This is a genomic window from Bradyrhizobium frederickii, from assembly GCF_004570865.1.
Lineage (GTDB): Bacteria > Pseudomonadota > Alphaproteobacteria > Rhizobiales > Xanthobacteraceae > Bradyrhizobium > Bradyrhizobium frederickii.
The window spans coordinates 1-16,030 of record NZ_SPQS01000029.1 but is presented as its reverse complement, the minus strand read 5'-3'; the positions used below and the strand labels follow the sequence as shown (position 1 = coordinate 16,030).

The 16,030-nt window shown below is 64.1% G+C and carries 20 protein-coding genes and 1 tRNA gene; 7 read left to right on the top strand and 14 right to left on the bottom strand.

The genetic code is table 11. The annotated features are described in order from the left end of the window. Positions 1–11: 11 nt before the first annotated feature. Genes E4K64_RS33815 through efp form a run of 3 tightly spaced genes read right to left on the bottom strand, consistent with a single transcriptional unit; the run spans position 12 to position 3,278 of the window. Entirely contained in the window at positions 12–1,004 is a 993-nt protein-coding gene (locus E4K64_RS33815) for a DUF808 domain-containing protein (RefSeq protein ID WP_135167212.1), read from the bottom strand. Between the two features lie 60 nt (positions 1,005–1,064). Beyond that, on the bottom strand, positions 1,065–2,687 hold the full coding sequence (locus E4K64_RS33810; protein ID WP_135167211.1) for a M23 family peptidase: 1,623 nt from the start codon (positions 2,685–2,687) through the stop codon (positions 1,065–1,067). A gap of 24 nt (positions 2,688–2,711) precedes the next feature. Next, positions 2,712–3,278: an elongation factor P gene (gene efp, locus E4K64_RS33805; RefSeq protein ID WP_126261469.1), complete on the bottom strand. Its 567-nt coding sequence runs from the start codon at positions 3,276–3,278 to the stop codon at positions 2,712–2,714. 162 nt (positions 3,279–3,440) lie between these two features. On the opposite strand from efp, the gene epmA reads away from it, so the two are divergent. The 3 genes from epmA to E4K64_RS33790 are packed head-to-tail and all read left to right on the top strand — an operon-like array spanning position 3,441 to position 5,884. Further along, positions 3,441–4,505, top strand: coding sequence for an EF-P lysine aminoacylase EpmA (gene epmA / locus E4K64_RS33800; protein WP_135167210.1), 1,065 nt, complete (start codon positions 3,441–3,443; stop codon positions 4,503–4,505). Beyond that, complete coding sequence (locus tag E4K64_RS33795; protein ID WP_135167209.1) at positions 4,502–5,596, top strand: lysine-2,3-aminomutase-like protein; 1,095 nt, start codon at positions 4,502–4,504, stop codon at positions 5,594–5,596. The genes epmA and E4K64_RS33795 overlap by 4 nt, the downstream gene beginning before the upstream one ends. A gap of 36 nt (positions 5,597–5,632) precedes the next feature. After that, positions 5,633–5,884, top strand: a complete 252-nt coding sequence (locus E4K64_RS33790) for a hypothetical protein (protein WP_135167208.1) — start codon at positions 5,633–5,635, stop codon at positions 5,882–5,884. A gap of 59 nt (positions 5,885–5,943) precedes the next feature. Here the strand turns inward: E4K64_RS33790 and E4K64_RS33785 are convergent, their stop codons facing one another. The 7 genes from E4K64_RS33785 to E4K64_RS33755 all read right to left on the bottom strand — a co-directional run bounded on the left by E4K64_RS33785 (position 5,944) and on the right by E4K64_RS33755 (position 11,568). Continuing rightward, positions 5,944–7,029, bottom strand: coding sequence for a 3-deoxy-7-phosphoheptulonate synthase (locus E4K64_RS33785; RefSeq protein WP_135167207.1), 1,086 nt, complete (start codon positions 7,027–7,029; stop codon positions 5,944–5,946). Between the two features lie 234 nt (positions 7,030–7,263). After that, complete coding sequence (locus tag E4K64_RS33780) at positions 7,264–7,842, bottom strand: HdeD family acid-resistance protein (protein ID WP_135167206.1); 579 nt, start codon at positions 7,840–7,842, stop codon at positions 7,264–7,266. A 69-nt stretch (positions 7,843–7,911) separates the two neighbouring features. Next, a complete protein-coding gene (locus E4K64_RS33775; RefSeq protein ID WP_135167205.1) occupies positions 7,912–8,952 on the bottom strand; it encodes a PrsW family glutamic-type intramembrane protease in 1,041 nt (346 codons plus the stop codon). Between the two features lie 545 nt (positions 8,953–9,497). After that, positions 9,498–9,755 carry a hypothetical protein gene (locus E4K64_RS33770; protein ID WP_135167204.1) on the bottom strand — a complete coding sequence of 86 codons (258 nt, stop codon included), beginning with the start codon at positions 9,753–9,755 and terminating at the stop codon, positions 9,498–9,500. A gap of 122 nt (positions 9,756–9,877) precedes the next feature. Continuing rightward, positions 9,878–10,504 (bottom strand): PilZ domain-containing protein, encoded by a 627-nt coding sequence (locus tag E4K64_RS33765; protein ID WP_167772402.1) that lies wholly within the window; start codon positions 10,502–10,504, stop codon positions 9,878–9,880. Between the two features lie 208 nt (positions 10,505–10,712). Continuing rightward, on the bottom strand, positions 10,713–11,369 hold the full coding sequence (locus E4K64_RS33760; protein WP_235884863.1) for a hypothetical protein: 657 nt from the start codon (positions 11,367–11,369) through the stop codon (positions 10,713–10,715). Positions 11,370–11,493: 124 nt separating this feature from the next. Beyond that, a tRNA-Glu gene (locus E4K64_RS33755) sits at positions 11,494–11,568 on the bottom strand. 225 nt (positions 11,569–11,793) lie between these two features. Between E4K64_RS33755 and E4K64_RS33750 the strand changes: the two genes are divergently transcribed. Genes E4K64_RS33750 through E4K64_RS33740 form a run of 3 tightly spaced genes read left to right on the top strand, consistent with a single transcriptional unit; the run spans position 11,794 to position 12,525 of the window. After that, positions 11,794–12,048, top strand: coding sequence for a PilZ domain-containing protein (locus tag E4K64_RS33750; RefSeq protein ID WP_135167202.1), 255 nt, complete (start codon positions 11,794–11,796; stop codon positions 12,046–12,048). Positions 12,049–12,099: 51 nt separating this feature from the next. After that, positions 12,100–12,351, top strand: a complete 252-nt coding sequence (locus tag E4K64_RS33745; RefSeq protein WP_135167201.1) for a hypothetical protein — start codon at positions 12,100–12,102, stop codon at positions 12,349–12,351. Between the two features lie 6 nt (positions 12,352–12,357). Beyond that, a complete protein-coding gene (locus E4K64_RS33740) occupies positions 12,358–12,525 on the top strand; it encodes a hypothetical protein (protein WP_135167200.1) in 168 nt (55 codons plus the stop codon). A gap of 125 nt (positions 12,526–12,650) precedes the next feature. On the opposite strand, the gene E4K64_RS33735 is transcribed toward E4K64_RS33740, so the two are convergent. The 4 genes from E4K64_RS33735 to E4K64_RS33720 all read right to left on the bottom strand — a co-directional run bounded on the left by E4K64_RS33735 (position 12,651) and on the right by E4K64_RS33720 (position 15,756). Next, positions 12,651–13,289 (bottom strand): glutathione S-transferase family protein, encoded by a 639-nt coding sequence (locus tag E4K64_RS33735; protein WP_135167199.1) that lies wholly within the window; start codon positions 13,287–13,289, stop codon positions 12,651–12,653. 289 nt (positions 13,290–13,578) lie between these two features. Next, positions 13,579–14,031 carry a VOC family protein gene (locus E4K64_RS33730; protein WP_135167198.1) on the bottom strand — a complete coding sequence of 151 codons (453 nt, stop codon included), beginning with the start codon at positions 14,029–14,031 and terminating at the stop codon, positions 13,579–13,581. Positions 14,032–14,271: 240 nt separating this feature from the next. Continuing rightward, positions 14,272–14,706, bottom strand: a complete 435-nt coding sequence (locus tag E4K64_RS33725; protein WP_135167197.1) for a hypothetical protein — start codon at positions 14,704–14,706, stop codon at positions 14,272–14,274. 87 nt (positions 14,707–14,793) lie between these two features. Beyond that, the gene (locus E4K64_RS33720) at positions 14,794–15,756 is read right to left on the bottom strand and encodes an abortive infection family protein (RefSeq protein WP_135167196.1); all 963 of its coding nucleotides are present in this window, start codon (positions 15,754–15,756) and stop codon (positions 14,794–14,796) included. Positions 15,757–15,825: 69 nt separating this feature from the next. Between E4K64_RS33720 and E4K64_RS33715 the strand changes: the two genes are divergently transcribed. Beyond that, a partial coding sequence (locus E4K64_RS33715; RefSeq protein ID WP_135165941.1) for a transposase occupies positions 15,826–16,030 on the top strand: 205 nt, incomplete at its 3' end.

Here is a 16,030-nt window from a genome sequence, read left to right as displayed (position 1 = left end):
TCCGGATGCGGCTAAGAGGCTCGATCCCGCGATCGCCTCAACCGTTTCCAGGCCGGTGCGAGTCCGTATTCGACCGCCGGAATCGCAAGCGCACCGATGATCAGCCCGAGCACGCCTGAGATGGCGGCCTCGACCGACCATTCGATGATACCGGCAACCGATGGAAGGACATGCACGGCAGCCTCGGTCGCGGCATGGACCGTGCGGCCGACTGCGGGCGGGCCGTATTTTTCGATGCCGTGCAGGATGATGCCGCCGCCGACCCAGATCATGGCGGCGGTGCCGATGGTGCTCAGCACCGCCAGGAAGGCGGGCATGCCGCGGACGAGCGCGCGCCCGAGCAAGCGGATCGCGCCGCCAATGAAGGAAGCGCTGTCATAACGCGCAAGGGCCAGCCCGGCATCGTCCGCCTTCACGATCAGGGCGACCACGCCGTAGACCCCGACCGTGATTCCGAAGCCGACCAGCGCCAGCACCAACGCCTGTGTCCAGATGCTATCTGCAGGGAGCGCCGCCAGCGTGATCGCCATGATCTCCGCCGACAGGATGAAATCCGTCTTGATGGCGCTCGCGACCTTCTCGTCCTCGACCGACCTTGCATCCAGCGCGATCGGCTGGAGCTGGGCTTCGTGATGGTGCGCGTGATGCGGCATCACCGCTTCGAGCACCTTCTCGGCACCCTCGTAGCAGAGAAAGACGCCGCCCAGCATGAGCAGCGGCGTGACCGCGGCGGGAAGGAAATAGCCAAGCAACAGGGCGATCGGCAGCAGGATCAGCAATTTGTTGCGCAGCGATCCGACCGCGATCTTGCCGACGATCGGCAGTTCGCGCTTCGAGGCGAAACCGATCACGTAATTCGGCGTGACGGCGGCGTCGTCGATGACCACGCCGGCGGCCTTCGTGCCCGCTTTGGCCGCCTGGCCCGCGACATCGTCGAGCGAGGCCGCCGCCACCTTCGCGATCGCTGCGATGTCATCGAGAAGACCGATCAGTCCGGCACTCATCAACCCTGTCCTTTGTTCGTTGGAGCCGGCGGTGTGCGCGACAACAGCTCTTGCAAGCCGTCAGTTGTCCTCGCCGCTCGATCCTTCGCGCAGGTCCGGCTTGAGCACGTCGTCCGGCAAAGCGTGTGCGACCGGCTGCGCCGTGACCGCAATCTCCGGGCCGATCTCGCGGCCGCGGGCGCGGATCAGGCGTTCATAGGCGGAGACCAAGGTGACGTAGGGGCTGACCCAGATCCAGCCGTCCCGTGTGAACACCTGCGCGTCGAAATGCAGGTGCATCGACGTTCCGGCGGGATGGTCGAGATAGTTCGAGATCACACCGATCTTCTCGCCTTCGGTAACGATGCGGCCGTTGAGCACGCCATTGGCGTTCATTGCATGCGGGTTCATGTGCATGTAGCGGAAACGGATGTGCTCGGTGCGGCTGTTGACCTGAAGCGTCGCAGCCTGGTCCTTGGCTCCGCGAATGACGATCGCGTCGCGCACGGCGACGACGGCGCGCTGCTTGGGATCGCAGGGCTCGCGGCCTTCACCGGGCGGCGGGCAGTCCGCGGCACGGATGTCCTCGCCCTGGTGGCCGTAGCCGCCGGCACATTGCCACACCTCGAAACTGCGGGACTCGCAGAAATTGTCGCGCCAGGGATAGGCGGTCGGACCATCGCTCCTGTCGCGCTTGCCGTAGGATTGCGAGCGCACGAAGGCGGGTGCCTTTTCGAGGGGAAAGCGGATCTGGGCATAGACCATCATGTCGGGATGGCCGCCCTGCTTGCGGTAACCGGTGTTGGGGATGATGTCGCCGCTTGGCCGGTAGGTGAAGTCCGGCGAGCGCTCCGCCGGACGATCGAGCACGTTCGAGGCAATGTCCGTCAATGGCCGCGTGCGTTGGCCGCCGGCGACACGCAGCGCCTTCAGGAAGCGCTCAGCGACCGGATAGGCTTCCTTGCAGGCGAGCCGCCTGGGCTTGGCGACACTGTCGAGGCACTGGATCGAGACCACATAGGCGACGCCGAAGCGGGTGAAGGCGTAACGCACATAGCCTTCGCGGATGAATCGTCGCAGGTCCGGATAGAGCGTGGCGAGCGGCTTGACCGGCTCGCCCTTGCCCCCCGAGGGATCGGCGATGTCGTAGACGAGCGCCGAGCCAGTGATCTGCACTTCGACCGGCCGTGCGAACACGCGGGCCGGCATGCCGTCGCCGGCGCCGGGCTCCAGCGAGAAGGTCGCGCTGTAGCCGGCGGGGCCGGCATCGAACATGTCGACGGGATTGAAGTCCGCCTGGTAGCGTGAAAGTGCGAGCGTCGCCGGCGCGCCGCTGCGTTGCCCATCGAGGTAGGCGGCGGCGTCGAACGGCAGCAGCACGGGCACCGGGCTGCGGGTGATGCCGGTGAAGAACCGCGAGGAGACCGCGTTGAGCTGCACCAGTGCGGGCGTCGCGCGCGGATCGTAGCGCGGCACGGAACGGCGAGGCGCGAAGGCGAAATCCTCCGCGACCCGGGGGCGGCTGTTGATTTCGGTGCGGAACTGGTCGAGCGCTGCGCGCCAGTCGACGCGCAGAGCCGTGAGCGAGGGGCTGCGGAATTCATCCGCAGCGAGAGCAGAGGCCGTGAAGAGCGAAAGCGACGCCAGAACTTGCGAGACGAAGCGGAAACCCTTCCCAACCACTGTCTCGCCCCCCGGCGCCACCTGTTGCGACCGCTCTGGTCCCCGTCAGTCCTTGGCGCGCTCGGAATAGGAGCCGTCTTCGGTCATCACCACGATGCGGGTGCCGACCGAGATGTGCGGCGGCACAGTGGTGCGCACGCCATTGGAGAGCACCGCGGGCTTGTAGGATGACGAAGCGGTCTGGCCCTTGGTCACCGGCTCGGTCTCGACCACTTCCAGCGTCACGCGCTGCGGCAGCGCGATCGAGACCGGGTTGGTGTCGTGCATGGACAGCTTGACCGTCATGCTCTCCTGGAGATAAGCGGCGGCATCGCCGACGACGTCCTTGGGAACCTGGACCTGATCGTAGGTTTCCGGATTCATGAAGTGGAAGCCGTCGCCGTCTTCATACAGGTAGGTGTAGTTCCGCTCTTCGATGGTGGCCTTTTCGACCTGGTCGGTGGTCTTGTAGCGCTCGGAGATCTTTACCCCGTCCGAGATTCGGCGCATTTCGATCTGGCTGACCGGGGTGCCCTTGCCGGGATGGATGTTCTCGGCGCTGACGACGACATAAAGCTTGCCGTCTTGCTCGATCACGTTGCCCTTGCGAATAGAACTGGCGATGACTCTCAAAGTGATATTTCCTGCTTGCTTGGCCCGGCACCGGCCAGGACGTGGTCAAATCGATGGGGGACTTGGGGCCTCAAATCGGACCTCGGCGCCCGTTTCGGGCCGCAACATACTGATTTTGCCGTTAGAAGCCAGCGTTTTGCTCGCGCCAGGAGCGGTCGGTTAATGGCTGGGGACAAGCCGATCTCACCGTTCTGGTCGCCCGACCGCTACCTCGACCGGCGGCCCTTCCTCAGGGCAAGGGGGGCCATTACCGGAGCAATACGGGGCTTTTTCGCCGAGCAGGGCTTTGTCGAGGTCGAAACCTCCATTCTCCAGGTCTCCCCGGGCAATGAGACCCATCTGCACGCCCCCCGGACCGAGCTGATGCGGCCGGACGGCAGCCGCGCCAGCCGTTACTTGCGGACGTCGCCCGAATTCGCCTGCAAGAAGCTGCTGGCGGCGGGCGAGACGCAAATCTTCGAGTTCGCCCGGGTGTTCCGTGACCGCGAGCGCGGCGACCTGCACCTGCCCGAATTCACCATGCTGGAATGGTATCGGGCAGGTGCCTCCTATGACGCCATCATGGCCGACACCGTGGTGGTCATCGCCCGGGCCGCACAGGCGACTGGGATCGGGACCTTCTGCTTCCGCGGCCGGACGGCCGATCCCTTTGCCGAGCCGGAGCTTCTGACGGTCGCGGGTGCCTTCGAGCGGTTCGCTGGCATCGATCTGCTGTCGACAATCTCGGGCAGCGAGAGTAACCGTGCCGCGCTCGCGGCTGCGGCCGACGGAAGGGTTCGGGTAGCCGAGGACGACACCTGGTCCGACATCTTCAGCAAGGTGCTGGTCGAGCATGTCGAGCCGCATCTGGGGCAGGGGCGTTTGACCATCTTGTTCGAATACCCATCTCCAGAGGCGGCGCTGGCGCGCGTCAAGGCGGACGATCCCAGGGTGGCCGAGCGCTTTGAAGTCTATGCGTGCGGCGTCGAACTCGCCAACGGATTTGGGGAACTGACCGACGCCGAGGAGCAGCGCAAACGCTTCACGGAATCGATGACGGAGAAGCAGCGCCGCTACGGCGAAGCCTATCCGCTGGATGAGGACTTTCTGGCCGCTGTTGCCGCAATGCCGGAGGCGAGCGGCGTTGCGCTCGGCTTCGACCGGCTGGTGATGCTGGCGAGCGGCGCATCGCGAATTGACCAGGTGGTGTGGACACCGCCAGCAAATGAAACGTCTAGTGAGACATGACGAAGACCAATCTTGCCCGTACCTTGCGTGAGCCGGCCGAACTTGTGGCCGAGCATCTTGCTCCGGCCGCAGCGCTGCCCGCGCTCGAGCGCGTGGCTGCGCGCTATGCGGTCGCGATCACGCCGGCGCTGGTCGAACTGATCGACACGTCCGATCCCGACGATCCCATCGCCCGTCAGTTCGTTCCGACCGCCGCGGAGCTGGAGATGCAGGCCGGCGAGAACGCCGATCCGATCGGCGATCATGCGCACTCGCCAGTATCAGGCATCGTGCATCGCTATCCCGATCGAGTCTTGTTCAAGCTCGTTCACGTCTGCGCGGTCTATTGCCGCTTCTGCTTCCGCCGCGAGATGGTGGGGCCCGGCAAGGAGAGCGCGCTGTCGGACAATGCCTACCGCGCGGCGATCGATTACATCCGATCGCATCACGAGATCTGGGAGGTGATCCTGACCGGCGGCGATCCCCTGATGCTGTCGCCGCGCCGGATCGGCGAGGTCATGGCCGACCTCGCCGCCATCGATCACGTCAAGATCGTCCGCCTTCACACCCGCGTGCCCGTGGCCGAGCCCGCCCGCATCAGCGATGAGTTGGTTGCGGCGCTCAAGGTCGAGGGCGCGACCACCTGGGTGGCCGTGCATGCCAACCATGCGCGCGAATTGACGGGGCCGGCGCGCGCCGCCTGCACGCGGCTCGTCGAGGCCGGCATTCCGCTGGTGAGCCAGTCCGTGCTTTTGCGCGGGGTCAATGACAACATCGCCGCTCTGTCGGATTTGATGCGAGCTTTCGTCGAATGCAGGATCAAGCCCTATTATCTGCATCACGGCGATCTCGCGCCGGGCACGGCGCATCTGCGCACGACACTGGCCGAAGGGCAGGACTTGATGCGGCAATTGCGCGGTCGGGTGTCAGGGCTGTGTCAGCCGGACTATGTCATCGACATTCCCGGCGGCGCCGGCAAATCGCCCGTGGGGCCTAATTATGTCTTGGCGGAGCAAAATACCGCAGCCGATGCACGTGAAGCGGAATCGAAAACGAGCTATCGTATCGTCGACTATTGCGGCGACGTTCATCTCTATCCGCCTGAGACCTGAGCGGTGGGAAGCGGCGGCTTGAATGGAGGATCGGATATGAAGAAGATCATGCTCGCAGCATCGCTTGCGGCCTTGCTCGGCGGCGCGGCGATTGCGCAGACCGGCCCCAAGGGATCGACGTCGGGTGGCGCCAGCTCCGGATCTCTGCCACAGGCTCCCGTGGGCCATCGCCAGCCGCGCCTCTCGGACGTGCCGAACGAGAAGAATGTGAGCGATCCGAACGATCCGCTCAGCAAGGAAAACCAGGCGCTCGACAAGAAGATCAAGAGCATCTGCCGCGGCTGCTGATCGGCTTACCTCTCCCCGTCGGGGAGAGGTAAGGACAGCGACCGCGATTTTGTGTCGGGCTATGCCGACCGCTCGTGCAATCCGGCGCGACGGCTGTTGCGGCGGACCTCGACCGCGTCGGCGAGCTGCTCGAGCACGGTGGCCGTGGTCGGCCAGTCGATGCAGCCGTCGGTGATGCTCTGGCCGTAGACGAGCGGCTTGCCCGGCACCACGTCCTGGCGACCGGCGACGAGATTGCTCTCGATCATGACGCCCATGATGCGGTTCTCGCCGCCGGCGATCTGACCGGCGATGTCCGCCGCGACCTGCGGCTGGTTCTCCGGCTTCTTGCTCGAATTGGCGTGGCTCGCATCGACCATCACCAGCGGCGCGACGCCGGATTTGGTCAGCTCGTTGCAGGCCGCCGCAACGCTTGCCGCATCGTAGTTCGGATTGCTGCCGCCGCGCAGGATGATGTGGCAATCCTCGTTGCCGGCGGTCGAGGCGATCGCCGAGCGGCCGAGTTTGGTGACGGCCATGAAATGATGCGGATGCGATGCTGATTTCACCGCATCTGCCGCGATCCGCACATTGCCGTCGGTGCCGTTCTTGAAGCCGACCGGGCACGACAGCCCGGACGCCAGCTCGCGATGGATCTGGCTCTCGGTCGTGCGCGCGCCGATCGCGGCCCATGACACGAGGTCGGCGATGTATTGCGGCGTCGTCATGTCCAGAAACTCTGCGCCGGCGGGCAGGCCGAGATTGTTCACCGCCGACAGCACGTTGCGCGCCAGCCGCAGGCCCTTGTTGATGTCGAAGCTGCCGTCGAGGTCGGGATCGTTGATCAGGCCCTTCCAGCCGACCGTGGTGCGCGGCTTCTCGAAATAGACCCGCATCACGATCTCGAGCTGATCGGCGAGGTCTTCGCGCATCTTCGCAAGGCGCTCGGCGTAATCGAGCGCGGCCCTCGGATCATGCACCGAGCAGGGGCCGACGACGACCAGAAGACGGTCGTCCTGGCTGCTCAGGATGGCATGGATGGCGTTGCGCGCGGCCATGACCACACGGGTGGCGGTGAGCGTGCGCGGGACCTCCCGCATCACCTCGTCCGGGGTGCTCAGTTCTTTCAGTTCGCGGATGCGAAGATCGTCGGTCGTGCTCAGCACGGCGGGCTCCTGTTTGTTTCGAACCTGCCGGCCAATAAAAAAGCCGCCAGGTCTGGCGGCTTGTTCGGACGTTTGCTGCAATATTTCAGATTGAGCGCGATCCTCCTGCCGCCAGCGAGCTGTCGTAGCTAAAATACCAAAAATAGCTGGTGGCGACGGTGATCATGGCAGGCCATATAGCGCGCCGTTCGAGGGTTGTCACCCCCCAATCGGCGCAGCAGGCGACGGGGCGCGTCAGGTGTTGCTGTTGCGCGCCGCCAGCGCCATGCCGATCAGGCTGGCGCCGCCGAACAGCAGGTTGATACCGACGAGGATGCCGATGGCCCATTCCGCGGAGCTCGGCAGCCCCGTGATCACCATGAACGAGATCGCGATGTCGACGAGGCCCGAGATCAGCAGCCACGACCAGCGGCTGCTCAACTCGCGGCGGTGCTCCAGCGCGTACATGATGGTGGCAACGCCTTCGGCGAGGAAGTAGGCGCCAAGCACGATGGTCAATGTCAGCACGGCCTGGACCGGCCGGGCGAGCAGCAGGATGCCGGTGAGCACGGCGAGCGCAGCCGAGATCAGCGACCACCAGAAGCCCGGCGTGTTGCGCGCCCAATAGGTCACGATCAGCCCGCCGATGCCGCTGATCAGGAACATCCAGCCGAGGAAGATCGCGATCGCAAGGCTCGCGAGCGGCGGCAGGATCAGCGCCGCGACGCCGAGAACGGCGAGCAGGATGCCTTCGAACAGGAAGGCCTTCCAATGCGCCTTGACCGTCTGGTTCATGGCGGATTGCAGCCGTGAAAACTCCTCGGGCGATGTCATCGGCAGGCTCCAGATCGAAGGGTCAGTGCTCAACCTAGTATGCGCGCGGCGCGCTCGCCATGCGGTGGATCAACCGCCGCCGGGCGCCGACGAAAAACCTTCCGCGCTGGTACGGATGCGGTTGCGGCCGAGAATGTAGATCGCGGTTGTGACAATCAGAAGCGCGAGGCCGAGCAGGATCGAGACGAAGCCGATCGGGATCAGGGCCAGTGTCAGGTTGCGCTCGGGATTGATCAGCCAGTGATGGATCGAGGTCAGCACGAAGGCGAGGCCGAGAAAGCCGACGCCACCGCCGGCGAGCAGCAGCGCCCACATCCGGCGGAGTTGGCTGAGCCGCTCCCGCGCGACATCGGTCCGGGGGGCGTGGTGGCGGGCGACGCGCCGGACCAGGCGGATTGCGAAGGCGATCGAGCTGAAGCCGACCAGCAGGCTGGCCGCGCCCAGCCACATCCGCAGCGTCGGATCGAGGTCGGGCATCCTCTGCAAGGTCAGCAGCGGAAAGTCGAACGCCGAATGCAGCGCGAGCGGGCCGGCGAGCATCAGGAGGCGGCTGGACAGGCGCGCCCAGTCGCGATGGTGGCGGTTCGCGCCCAGCGCCGTGCCGGCGCGCGCGATCGTCAGGTAGGCGCCCGCGATGATGCCGAGCGCGCCGTGGAACGGCACGGTCAGCACGCTGCGCAAGGCGGCGAGCGAGCGCCACATCTCGGCGTGCTGAACCAGATAGGCCAGGTTCTCGTAAGCAGCGAAGCCGAGGCCGACCGCGGCGCCATAGACCACGGTGTCCATCGGATTGGCAAAGGTCCGCCGCTTGGTCGAGGAGATCAGAACGATGGCGATCACCTTGACCGCTTCCTCAGGCAGCGCGACGCCGAAGATCGAGTGCATGGCCAGCGCCACCCAGGGGTCGTCGGGGGCTGCGACCATCTTGGCGAAGGGGGCCCGGGCGAGGCCCAGCAGCGAGATGCTGGCCGCACCTAACAGGAACGCGGTCCAGACCTGAGCGGGCGGGCCGGGTCGCTCTTCAGCGGCGATGACAAGCCACAGCATCAGCAGCGCGGGCGCGATGGCAGCAGTTCCGATGACGGTGGGCAACGCTTCGATCAGGTACATCGGCGCCGAAAATAGGTTCCCTTGGTCCGCTAATCTACATTCAGCGATGCGACCATGTGTCATGCGCTCGCTGTCGGCTCACTTAACGCGCGCGACAGCTCCCGTTCATCTGCCGTCGCCCGCCGAGCCGTAGAATACAAGCGTAATCAATTGGATCACAGTACCAGTTCGTCAGCCATGGCAAAGGCCGCGTCTGCCGAGACCGGAGCATGTTGGTAAGCCAGATCAATGATATGCGCGGGTTTCTTTGAGTCGCTGGCCAGCTTACCCCGCCGGTCGCGGTGGAGCGCCGAAAGCAGGGCTGGTCCAGAGGTGGGACGGCCTGCAGGCCTGCTAGTTGCGCTTTGAGTCCCTGCGGGGCGGCGAAGCGGTCCGGCGCGTCCGCGCCTGTTCCAGCTCCCAGAAGGCGCGTACGAGGCACGTGCCGAGGCAGAACACGATGAGCAACAGCAGGAAGGCTTGGTCGACGGCGGGGATGTGTATCATGGCGATGATAAAGCAACGCCCATGCCATGCGTTCCCGCGCCGGCCGGCGCTTTCTGCCGTCAGTGGGTGGTGAACGGCGGCGGCGCTTCGGGGGCGACGTCGAAAGCGCCGAGATGGAACTCGCCCGCCGGGGATGTATCCGGATCACCCGGCTGCGATAGCAGCGTGAACGCGGCCTGCGGGTAGAGCTTCCAGATCTCCAGATCGCCGGCCGTGATGGTCAGCCAGCCGAACGTGTACATGTAGCGTCCGGGCGCGGTGACCCGGCCGACCCTGTCCCAGGTAATCTTATCAACTGTGATGTTGTTGACTGCCATCCGGTCCCCCGATCGCGAGTCCGCAAATGACGTCCGGCGCGAGGCACGGACCGTCAAAAATTGATCCCGCAATGGGGCGGCGATAGGGCGGCGATGCGGAGGCTGGACGGCCGCCGGTCCGGTCAAGCCGATTGCTGCAGCGGCGAGCGCGCAACGAGCCGGACCACGTCGTCCCGCACCTGCTTCTCGGCGAATCTGACCGCGAAGCCGTTGTCGAACTTGCGGATGACCCGGCCCACACACGCGCCGACGGCCAGCGCGGTTCCCACCGGCGGGTCGTACTCGCACGATATGGCGACGCCGGCCGTGGAGACGTCGATGATGAAGCAGGGATGGGTGCTGCCGTCGGCGAGCGTCATGAAGGTGTGCGAGACCTGGGGAACGAAGCGCGCATCACGCCGCAACTCCTGGATGCTGTCGTCCTTTTGCTTTTTCTCCAGCCAGGTCAGCTTCTCCGACATCCAGGCGCGCCGCGCCCGCGTCATGTCCAGCTCCATCAGGAAGCCGGCCTTCAGCGTCGCGCTGATGGTGCACTGGAATTCGCCGAAATCCTGGAAGTAGGACGTGAGACGCTCGCCGACCTTGCCGACGACAGGCACGTCCACGATCATGCGGAAGGGCGAGACGCGCTTGGTGCGGCAAGCGAAGGTGCGCAGCTTGCCCTCGCAATCGTACCAGCGCGGCAGCGAGTAGCTGCCGTTCACGGCGACGTCCACTGCTCGTTGCCTGAGGAACTCTGTGACGGACATGCGCGCCAATCGTGTCTGGGATCGTTTCCGTAATTCCACGGTAGCGGTCAAATTCTAAGTAAATGATACCGGCGCTCAGAAGCGGGGGTAAATTTCCGGTAAATGCTGCGCCTCGACGGCGCAGGAAAAAGCGCGGCATAAGGACCCGCTTTGCAGCAGGCTTTCTCACAACCTCGTCATTGAGGGCGCGGTGGAGCAACCGCGCTGCCTAGGAAGATCCGAACAGCACCAGCAAGGCCAATGCGCCGACGGCCACGGCGAACTGGATCGTCGTCCATGTCAGGCCGTTCGGGCTGATCTCCAATCCCAGTTGCGGCAATGCGCGCCGCAATGCCAGCGCCGTGAATGCTTCGACGACGGCGAGCAGGAGGGCGATGCCGGCGAGGAAAGACCAGGAGTCCGCCGGCGGCAACCACGGCGCGAGCCAGGCGGGGACGGAGCCTTTCAAGGCGGCCAGCAACGCGAACCATCCGAACCAGAATGCGGAGCGCTTGACGATATCCGCGCCGATCGTTTCGGGCTCGAGGCGGATGCCGATCCCTGCCAGCGCGCTTTCAATGCGCCCGCCGTCGGTCAGGAAGATGAACGCCCCCAAATAGAGAGGAACGCGCGACTGGAAGAGCAGGGCGACGACACCGAACAGGATGACATCGCCGAGGAGATCCAGGGCGATCCCGCCTGACGGCACCGGCGCGGCCGGCGCGAGATCGGCCTTCGGACGCGATCCGGCGCGGGCCATGTGCTCCAGCATCTTGGCGCGCAGGTCCGATGGATGCGGGCGGGGATGGCCCAGCCATGGCGGAAGGTCCGGCGTCAGTGCGGACGCGCCGGGCAAACCTTCAATCTCGGGGTAGCGCTGCGCCATGGGCCAGGACCGGTTCCAACCGACATTGGTCGGTGGCGAGCGGTGGGGAGGTTCATGCGGAAGCAGCGGAAATTGCTGTTCGGCCGCCGTGGCGGCTCATGCGGCGCGTTCATCGCCTGCGCACTGGCGCTCCCTAGCGGAATCGAACCGCTCTCTCCACCGTGAAAGGGTGGCGTCCTAACCGATAGACGAAGGGAGCAAACGCAGGGCCCTGCCGTTGTTCCCGGCACGGCCGCTGGCCGGCCGAACAGGGCCCGGCGGCTTGCAGCGGGCGAACGTATAGTGGCCTTTCCGCCTCCGGGCAAGCCGGTCGGGCCGGTCTTTTGGCCCCGGTGGACAGCGCCGATCCTGGACGATCAGGAGGCGATTGCAACGGTTTGTTAGGGGGTCCCTGAGTAGCGCTGGGGAGGGAGATCTCTCGCCAATGCCACCGCCGAAAAAGCGAGCAGCCCGCAAGCTGCTGTCGAAGCACGCCTGGATCACGCTCGACGGCGGCTTCGCCGCGCGGCATTGCCTGGTCCAGGACATCTCGGATTCCGGCGCCAAGATCACGCTGGACGAGGACACCAGCCAGCTCCCGGGCGTGATCCGGCTCGCCTTCGCACGCGATTCGCGCACCGGTCGGAGCTGCCAGGTGGTCTGGCGCCGCGGCAAATTAGCCGGCATCAAGTTCATCTGATCGCCGGCCGCCCCGATGGCGCGCTGCGCCGGTCCGGGCTAGAACGCCGCCATGCGCAGGCCGCTCCTCGTTCTGATCTCGTTGCTCGTCACAACCGCCGCGGCGGCGGAGGCCCTGCGTCTGCCGCCTGCCGAGCGGCCGCAGGCGGGCGCAACCGCCGCGCCGCTGAAGGGCGCGGCCGGCAGCAAGGCCCGAGGAAGCTCCTGCGCCTCCTATGGCCCGCGCTTCGTCATGGTCGAGGGCACCGGGACCTGCGTGAAGATCGACGGCTCGATCAGCGTCGACACCACCGTCAGGCGCTAAAGGCCGATGTCGCCGGATCTGCTGCGCCTCGACCTTATCGTTCCCGTCGTGATGTACTGCGCGCTGCTGTGGTGGGTCGGCCGCGGCCTGAGCTGGACGGCGCGGCTGGCGACCGCGGCGGTGACCCTGGTGCTGATCGTCGGCGTGCTGCTGGTCGAGCGCGGCTGGCGCTAGGCCAAGGACAAAAACGCGAAAACAACCCCATGCACAGTAGCCGTCAAGCGCCGAAGTGACGGCGAAGGTTTGCGCCGAAGCGCGGATTCATCTTGCTCTCACCGCAACTTAGGCGCACCGCCGGCTCACGACATCGGCGGTGCGACATGTTGTGCAAATCCGGGCCGCTTGCCGAGCTCGGCGAGCCAGCGCGTCAGGTGCGGCTGCGCAGGCCGGGAGATGCCCTCGACCCCGAGCCAGCGCCGCGCATAACAACCGAGCGCGATGTCGGCGAGCGTGAATGCATCGCCCTCCATGAACCGGCGCGAGGAGAGCAGGCGGTCGGCGATCGCCCAGACCTCGGCGGCGGCGTCGGCATCGCGCTGCACCTGGATCATGTCGCGCTCGGCGGGCGCCGTGCGCACGATGCCCCAGAACACCGGGCGGTCGACCGGCTGCACCGTCGACAGCGTCCAGTCGAGCCAGCGGTCGACCGAGGCGCGCTGCTTCGGCGCCTCCGGATAGATCGGCGTGCCGCGTCCATGCGCGAGGCAGAGATAGCGCATGATCGAATTGGATTCCCACAGCACGAAGTCGCCCTCGACCAGCGTCGGGATCCGCGCGTTGGGGTTCATCGCCAGATACTCGGCCTCGCGCGTCCTGCCGTGGCTCATACCGGCGTCGATGCGCTCATAGGGCAGATCGAGCTCGGTCAGGCACCACAGCACTTTCTGCACGTTGACCGAATTGGCGCGGCCCCAGATCGTCAGCTTGGTATCAGGCATGAAGCGTCTCCCCGCATTGTCGCTTGTTGCGGGTGATAGCGGAATCCGGTGCCCGGAGCGATGCGCGATTGCAGCGCGCCCCTCATGCAAAAAGCTCCGCACGAGGCGGAGCTTTCATTGCAAAGTTCAACCTGACGGTCAGCGGCCGAAGAACAGCCATAACAGAATGATCACCGGGATCGGCACGCCAATCATCCACAGCAACAGCCCTCTCGCCATCGCATCCTCCTCCAATCGCATCACTGGAGGGTGAACGCCGGGGCTAAGCGCTTGTTCCTGTCCTGCGAGCCTACCAGTGGCCGGTGTTGGGCATCGAGGCCCACGGCTCCTGCGGCGGCTTCGGCTCGCCCTTCTGCAACAGCTCGATCGAGTGCAGGTCCGGCGAACGGACGAAGGCCATGTTGCCGTCGCGCGGCGGCCGGTTGATGGTGACGCCGGCCTTCATCAGCTTCTCGCAAGTGGCGTAGATGTCGTCGACCTCATAGGCGAGATGGCCGAAGAAGCGATCCTCGCCGTAGGTCTCCTCGTCCCAATTGTAGGTGAGCTCGACCAGCGGCGCCCCGCGCGTCGGCGGCTGCTTCTTCAGCGCCTCGAGATCGTCCGCCGAGCACAGGAACACCAGCGTGAAGCGCCCCTTGTCGTTCTCGATCCGCCGCACCTCCTTCAGCCCGAACGCATCGACATAGAATTTCAGCGCAGCATCGAGATTGCGCACGCGCAGCATGGTGTGGAGGTATCGCATTTTTCTTATCTCCTTGAGAACGTCTTGAGATTTTTGGGCCGATCAGGCTGTAGGGAGCACAAAATAACAGTAAAATCCGCATCGGGGCACTACCATACGTGCGGATTACGTGCGGGTCAGACACACTTTGTCATTGGCATAGCGCAGAATCTTGGCCGGGTTTTCAATCGAGCCCGTGTCTGTGCAGCACCCCTCTCGAGCCCTTGGGTCGGGGGTGGGCATAGCGCCGAAGGCGGGCGTTCAGTAGATCTCGGTCACAACTCTGAAGCCCTTTATGGCCTCAGGGACCTCACTGAAGGGGGTGACTTTCCCGCCGGTGTAGGTGTCGACGACGTAACCGTTGTACGCCGCAAAGACGTGGCCTTCGCCCAACTCCCTGTGTGAGGTCAGGACAAGTATCGGAGACAGTGTAGTAGACTTCTCAAAAAGCTCTTCGATCGTCAGGCCCTTATGGAATTCGTCGAAGCGTCTGGAGATGCCCAAGGACGGCAGTGCTTCGAGCCAACACTTGGGAGGAATGCCTTCAGATTGCGTGAAGGGTCCAATCCCGAGGATTTCTGCCTGCTTGTTGATGGCTTCCATAACATCGGGGATTTTCTTGCCGGTGATGGCAGCGAGCGCTGTTGGCACGCAGAAGGTACCCTGAACCCAATCAGTTACATCATAGAGCGGCATTGAAAACTCCGTCGGCCTCAAATCACGCTACAGGGCCGCTGGTTCGGCTTCGCAGTCGGCTACGGTTCGCGCTGAACGGGCTGTCCATTAAGGCAGCTTCTTCTCAGCCTCGCTGAGAAAGAGAATAGTTGAAGCGGTCATGTGCAGGACATACGAAACAAGTTCTGCTGGCGGCTCGTTGTTCGGAAGCGTCCCGGCGCCATGCCCACCTTGGCGGTTTCGGGCGGTTGGTATTCCCGATGAAAGTATCGTCCTCAAGCCTGTAAAATGACTTTCCCAATATGCGGGTATCAGACCTTTATCGAGGCACGTTTTGACCAATTCGGAAGCGGTCGATCGGTTTGGATCAAATGGCCAGCCGCGTTTGTGGCAAATGATTTTCATCGTGCTCTCGAAGGACTTCGCGCAGTCTACCAACGCTTCCTCATGCTTGCCGTGACGATAGTGTTCAAAGGCGCTAAGAAATTCGTCCTGGGCGTTTTTGAACTCGACGCCACGCAGAACGTCTAGCGCAGGAATGACTGCTTCCGCATGGATGAATGCGGAATCTATCCGAACAATTTGACGATCTACAAACTGATAGCCGACGCCGTGCTCTTTAAACCGAGTATTGAGTTCGTTGATAGCTTCGGTGGCGATCTCGTCCGATTTCTGCCTACGTAAATAGTCGAAACTGCGCGTATGACCGTCGATCAGTCGAAAGGAAAGCTCAACCGCGTCGAGGACGCGATCGACATTGGATTCGCGTTCAAACCAACCTCGTACGTCCTGATAAGCAGCGCTCGGTGAACGCTGGTCGATACTGGGAAGCAGCGTCATAACGCTGAATTCGCGCCGTAAGATCTTCGCAATTGTAAAGTAAACATCAAAGATCTTGTCGTCGCTACGAGAGCCTGAAGTATAGTAAGGCACACCAATAGCATCGTCCCATATATGCTCGATCTGCATTTTCAGACCGTAGGGGATATGATCATATTGATAGATGTCTGGTTGTGTGCCGCTCTCGCGCAGCTTGCGTTTCGAGTAGAGGTCTGAGCTGGTCCCGCAAATCTGAACAGCGCGATAAGTGGAGTTTCTGCCTGACGGCGGGCAAGATTGACCCGCGAATCAGGAGAGACGATGAGCAGACGAGCACGGCGGAACCACACTCCGGCTTTCAAGGCGAAGGTGGCACTTGCCGCCGTCAAGGGTGACCGCACGCTGGCGCAACTGGCGGAGCAGTTCGACGTTCACCCCAATCAGATCACATCGTGGAAGGCCCAGCTCGAAGGCAGCGCTGCCGATGTTTTCGGTCCGGGCGGCGGGAGTCGGATCGCCGAACCCA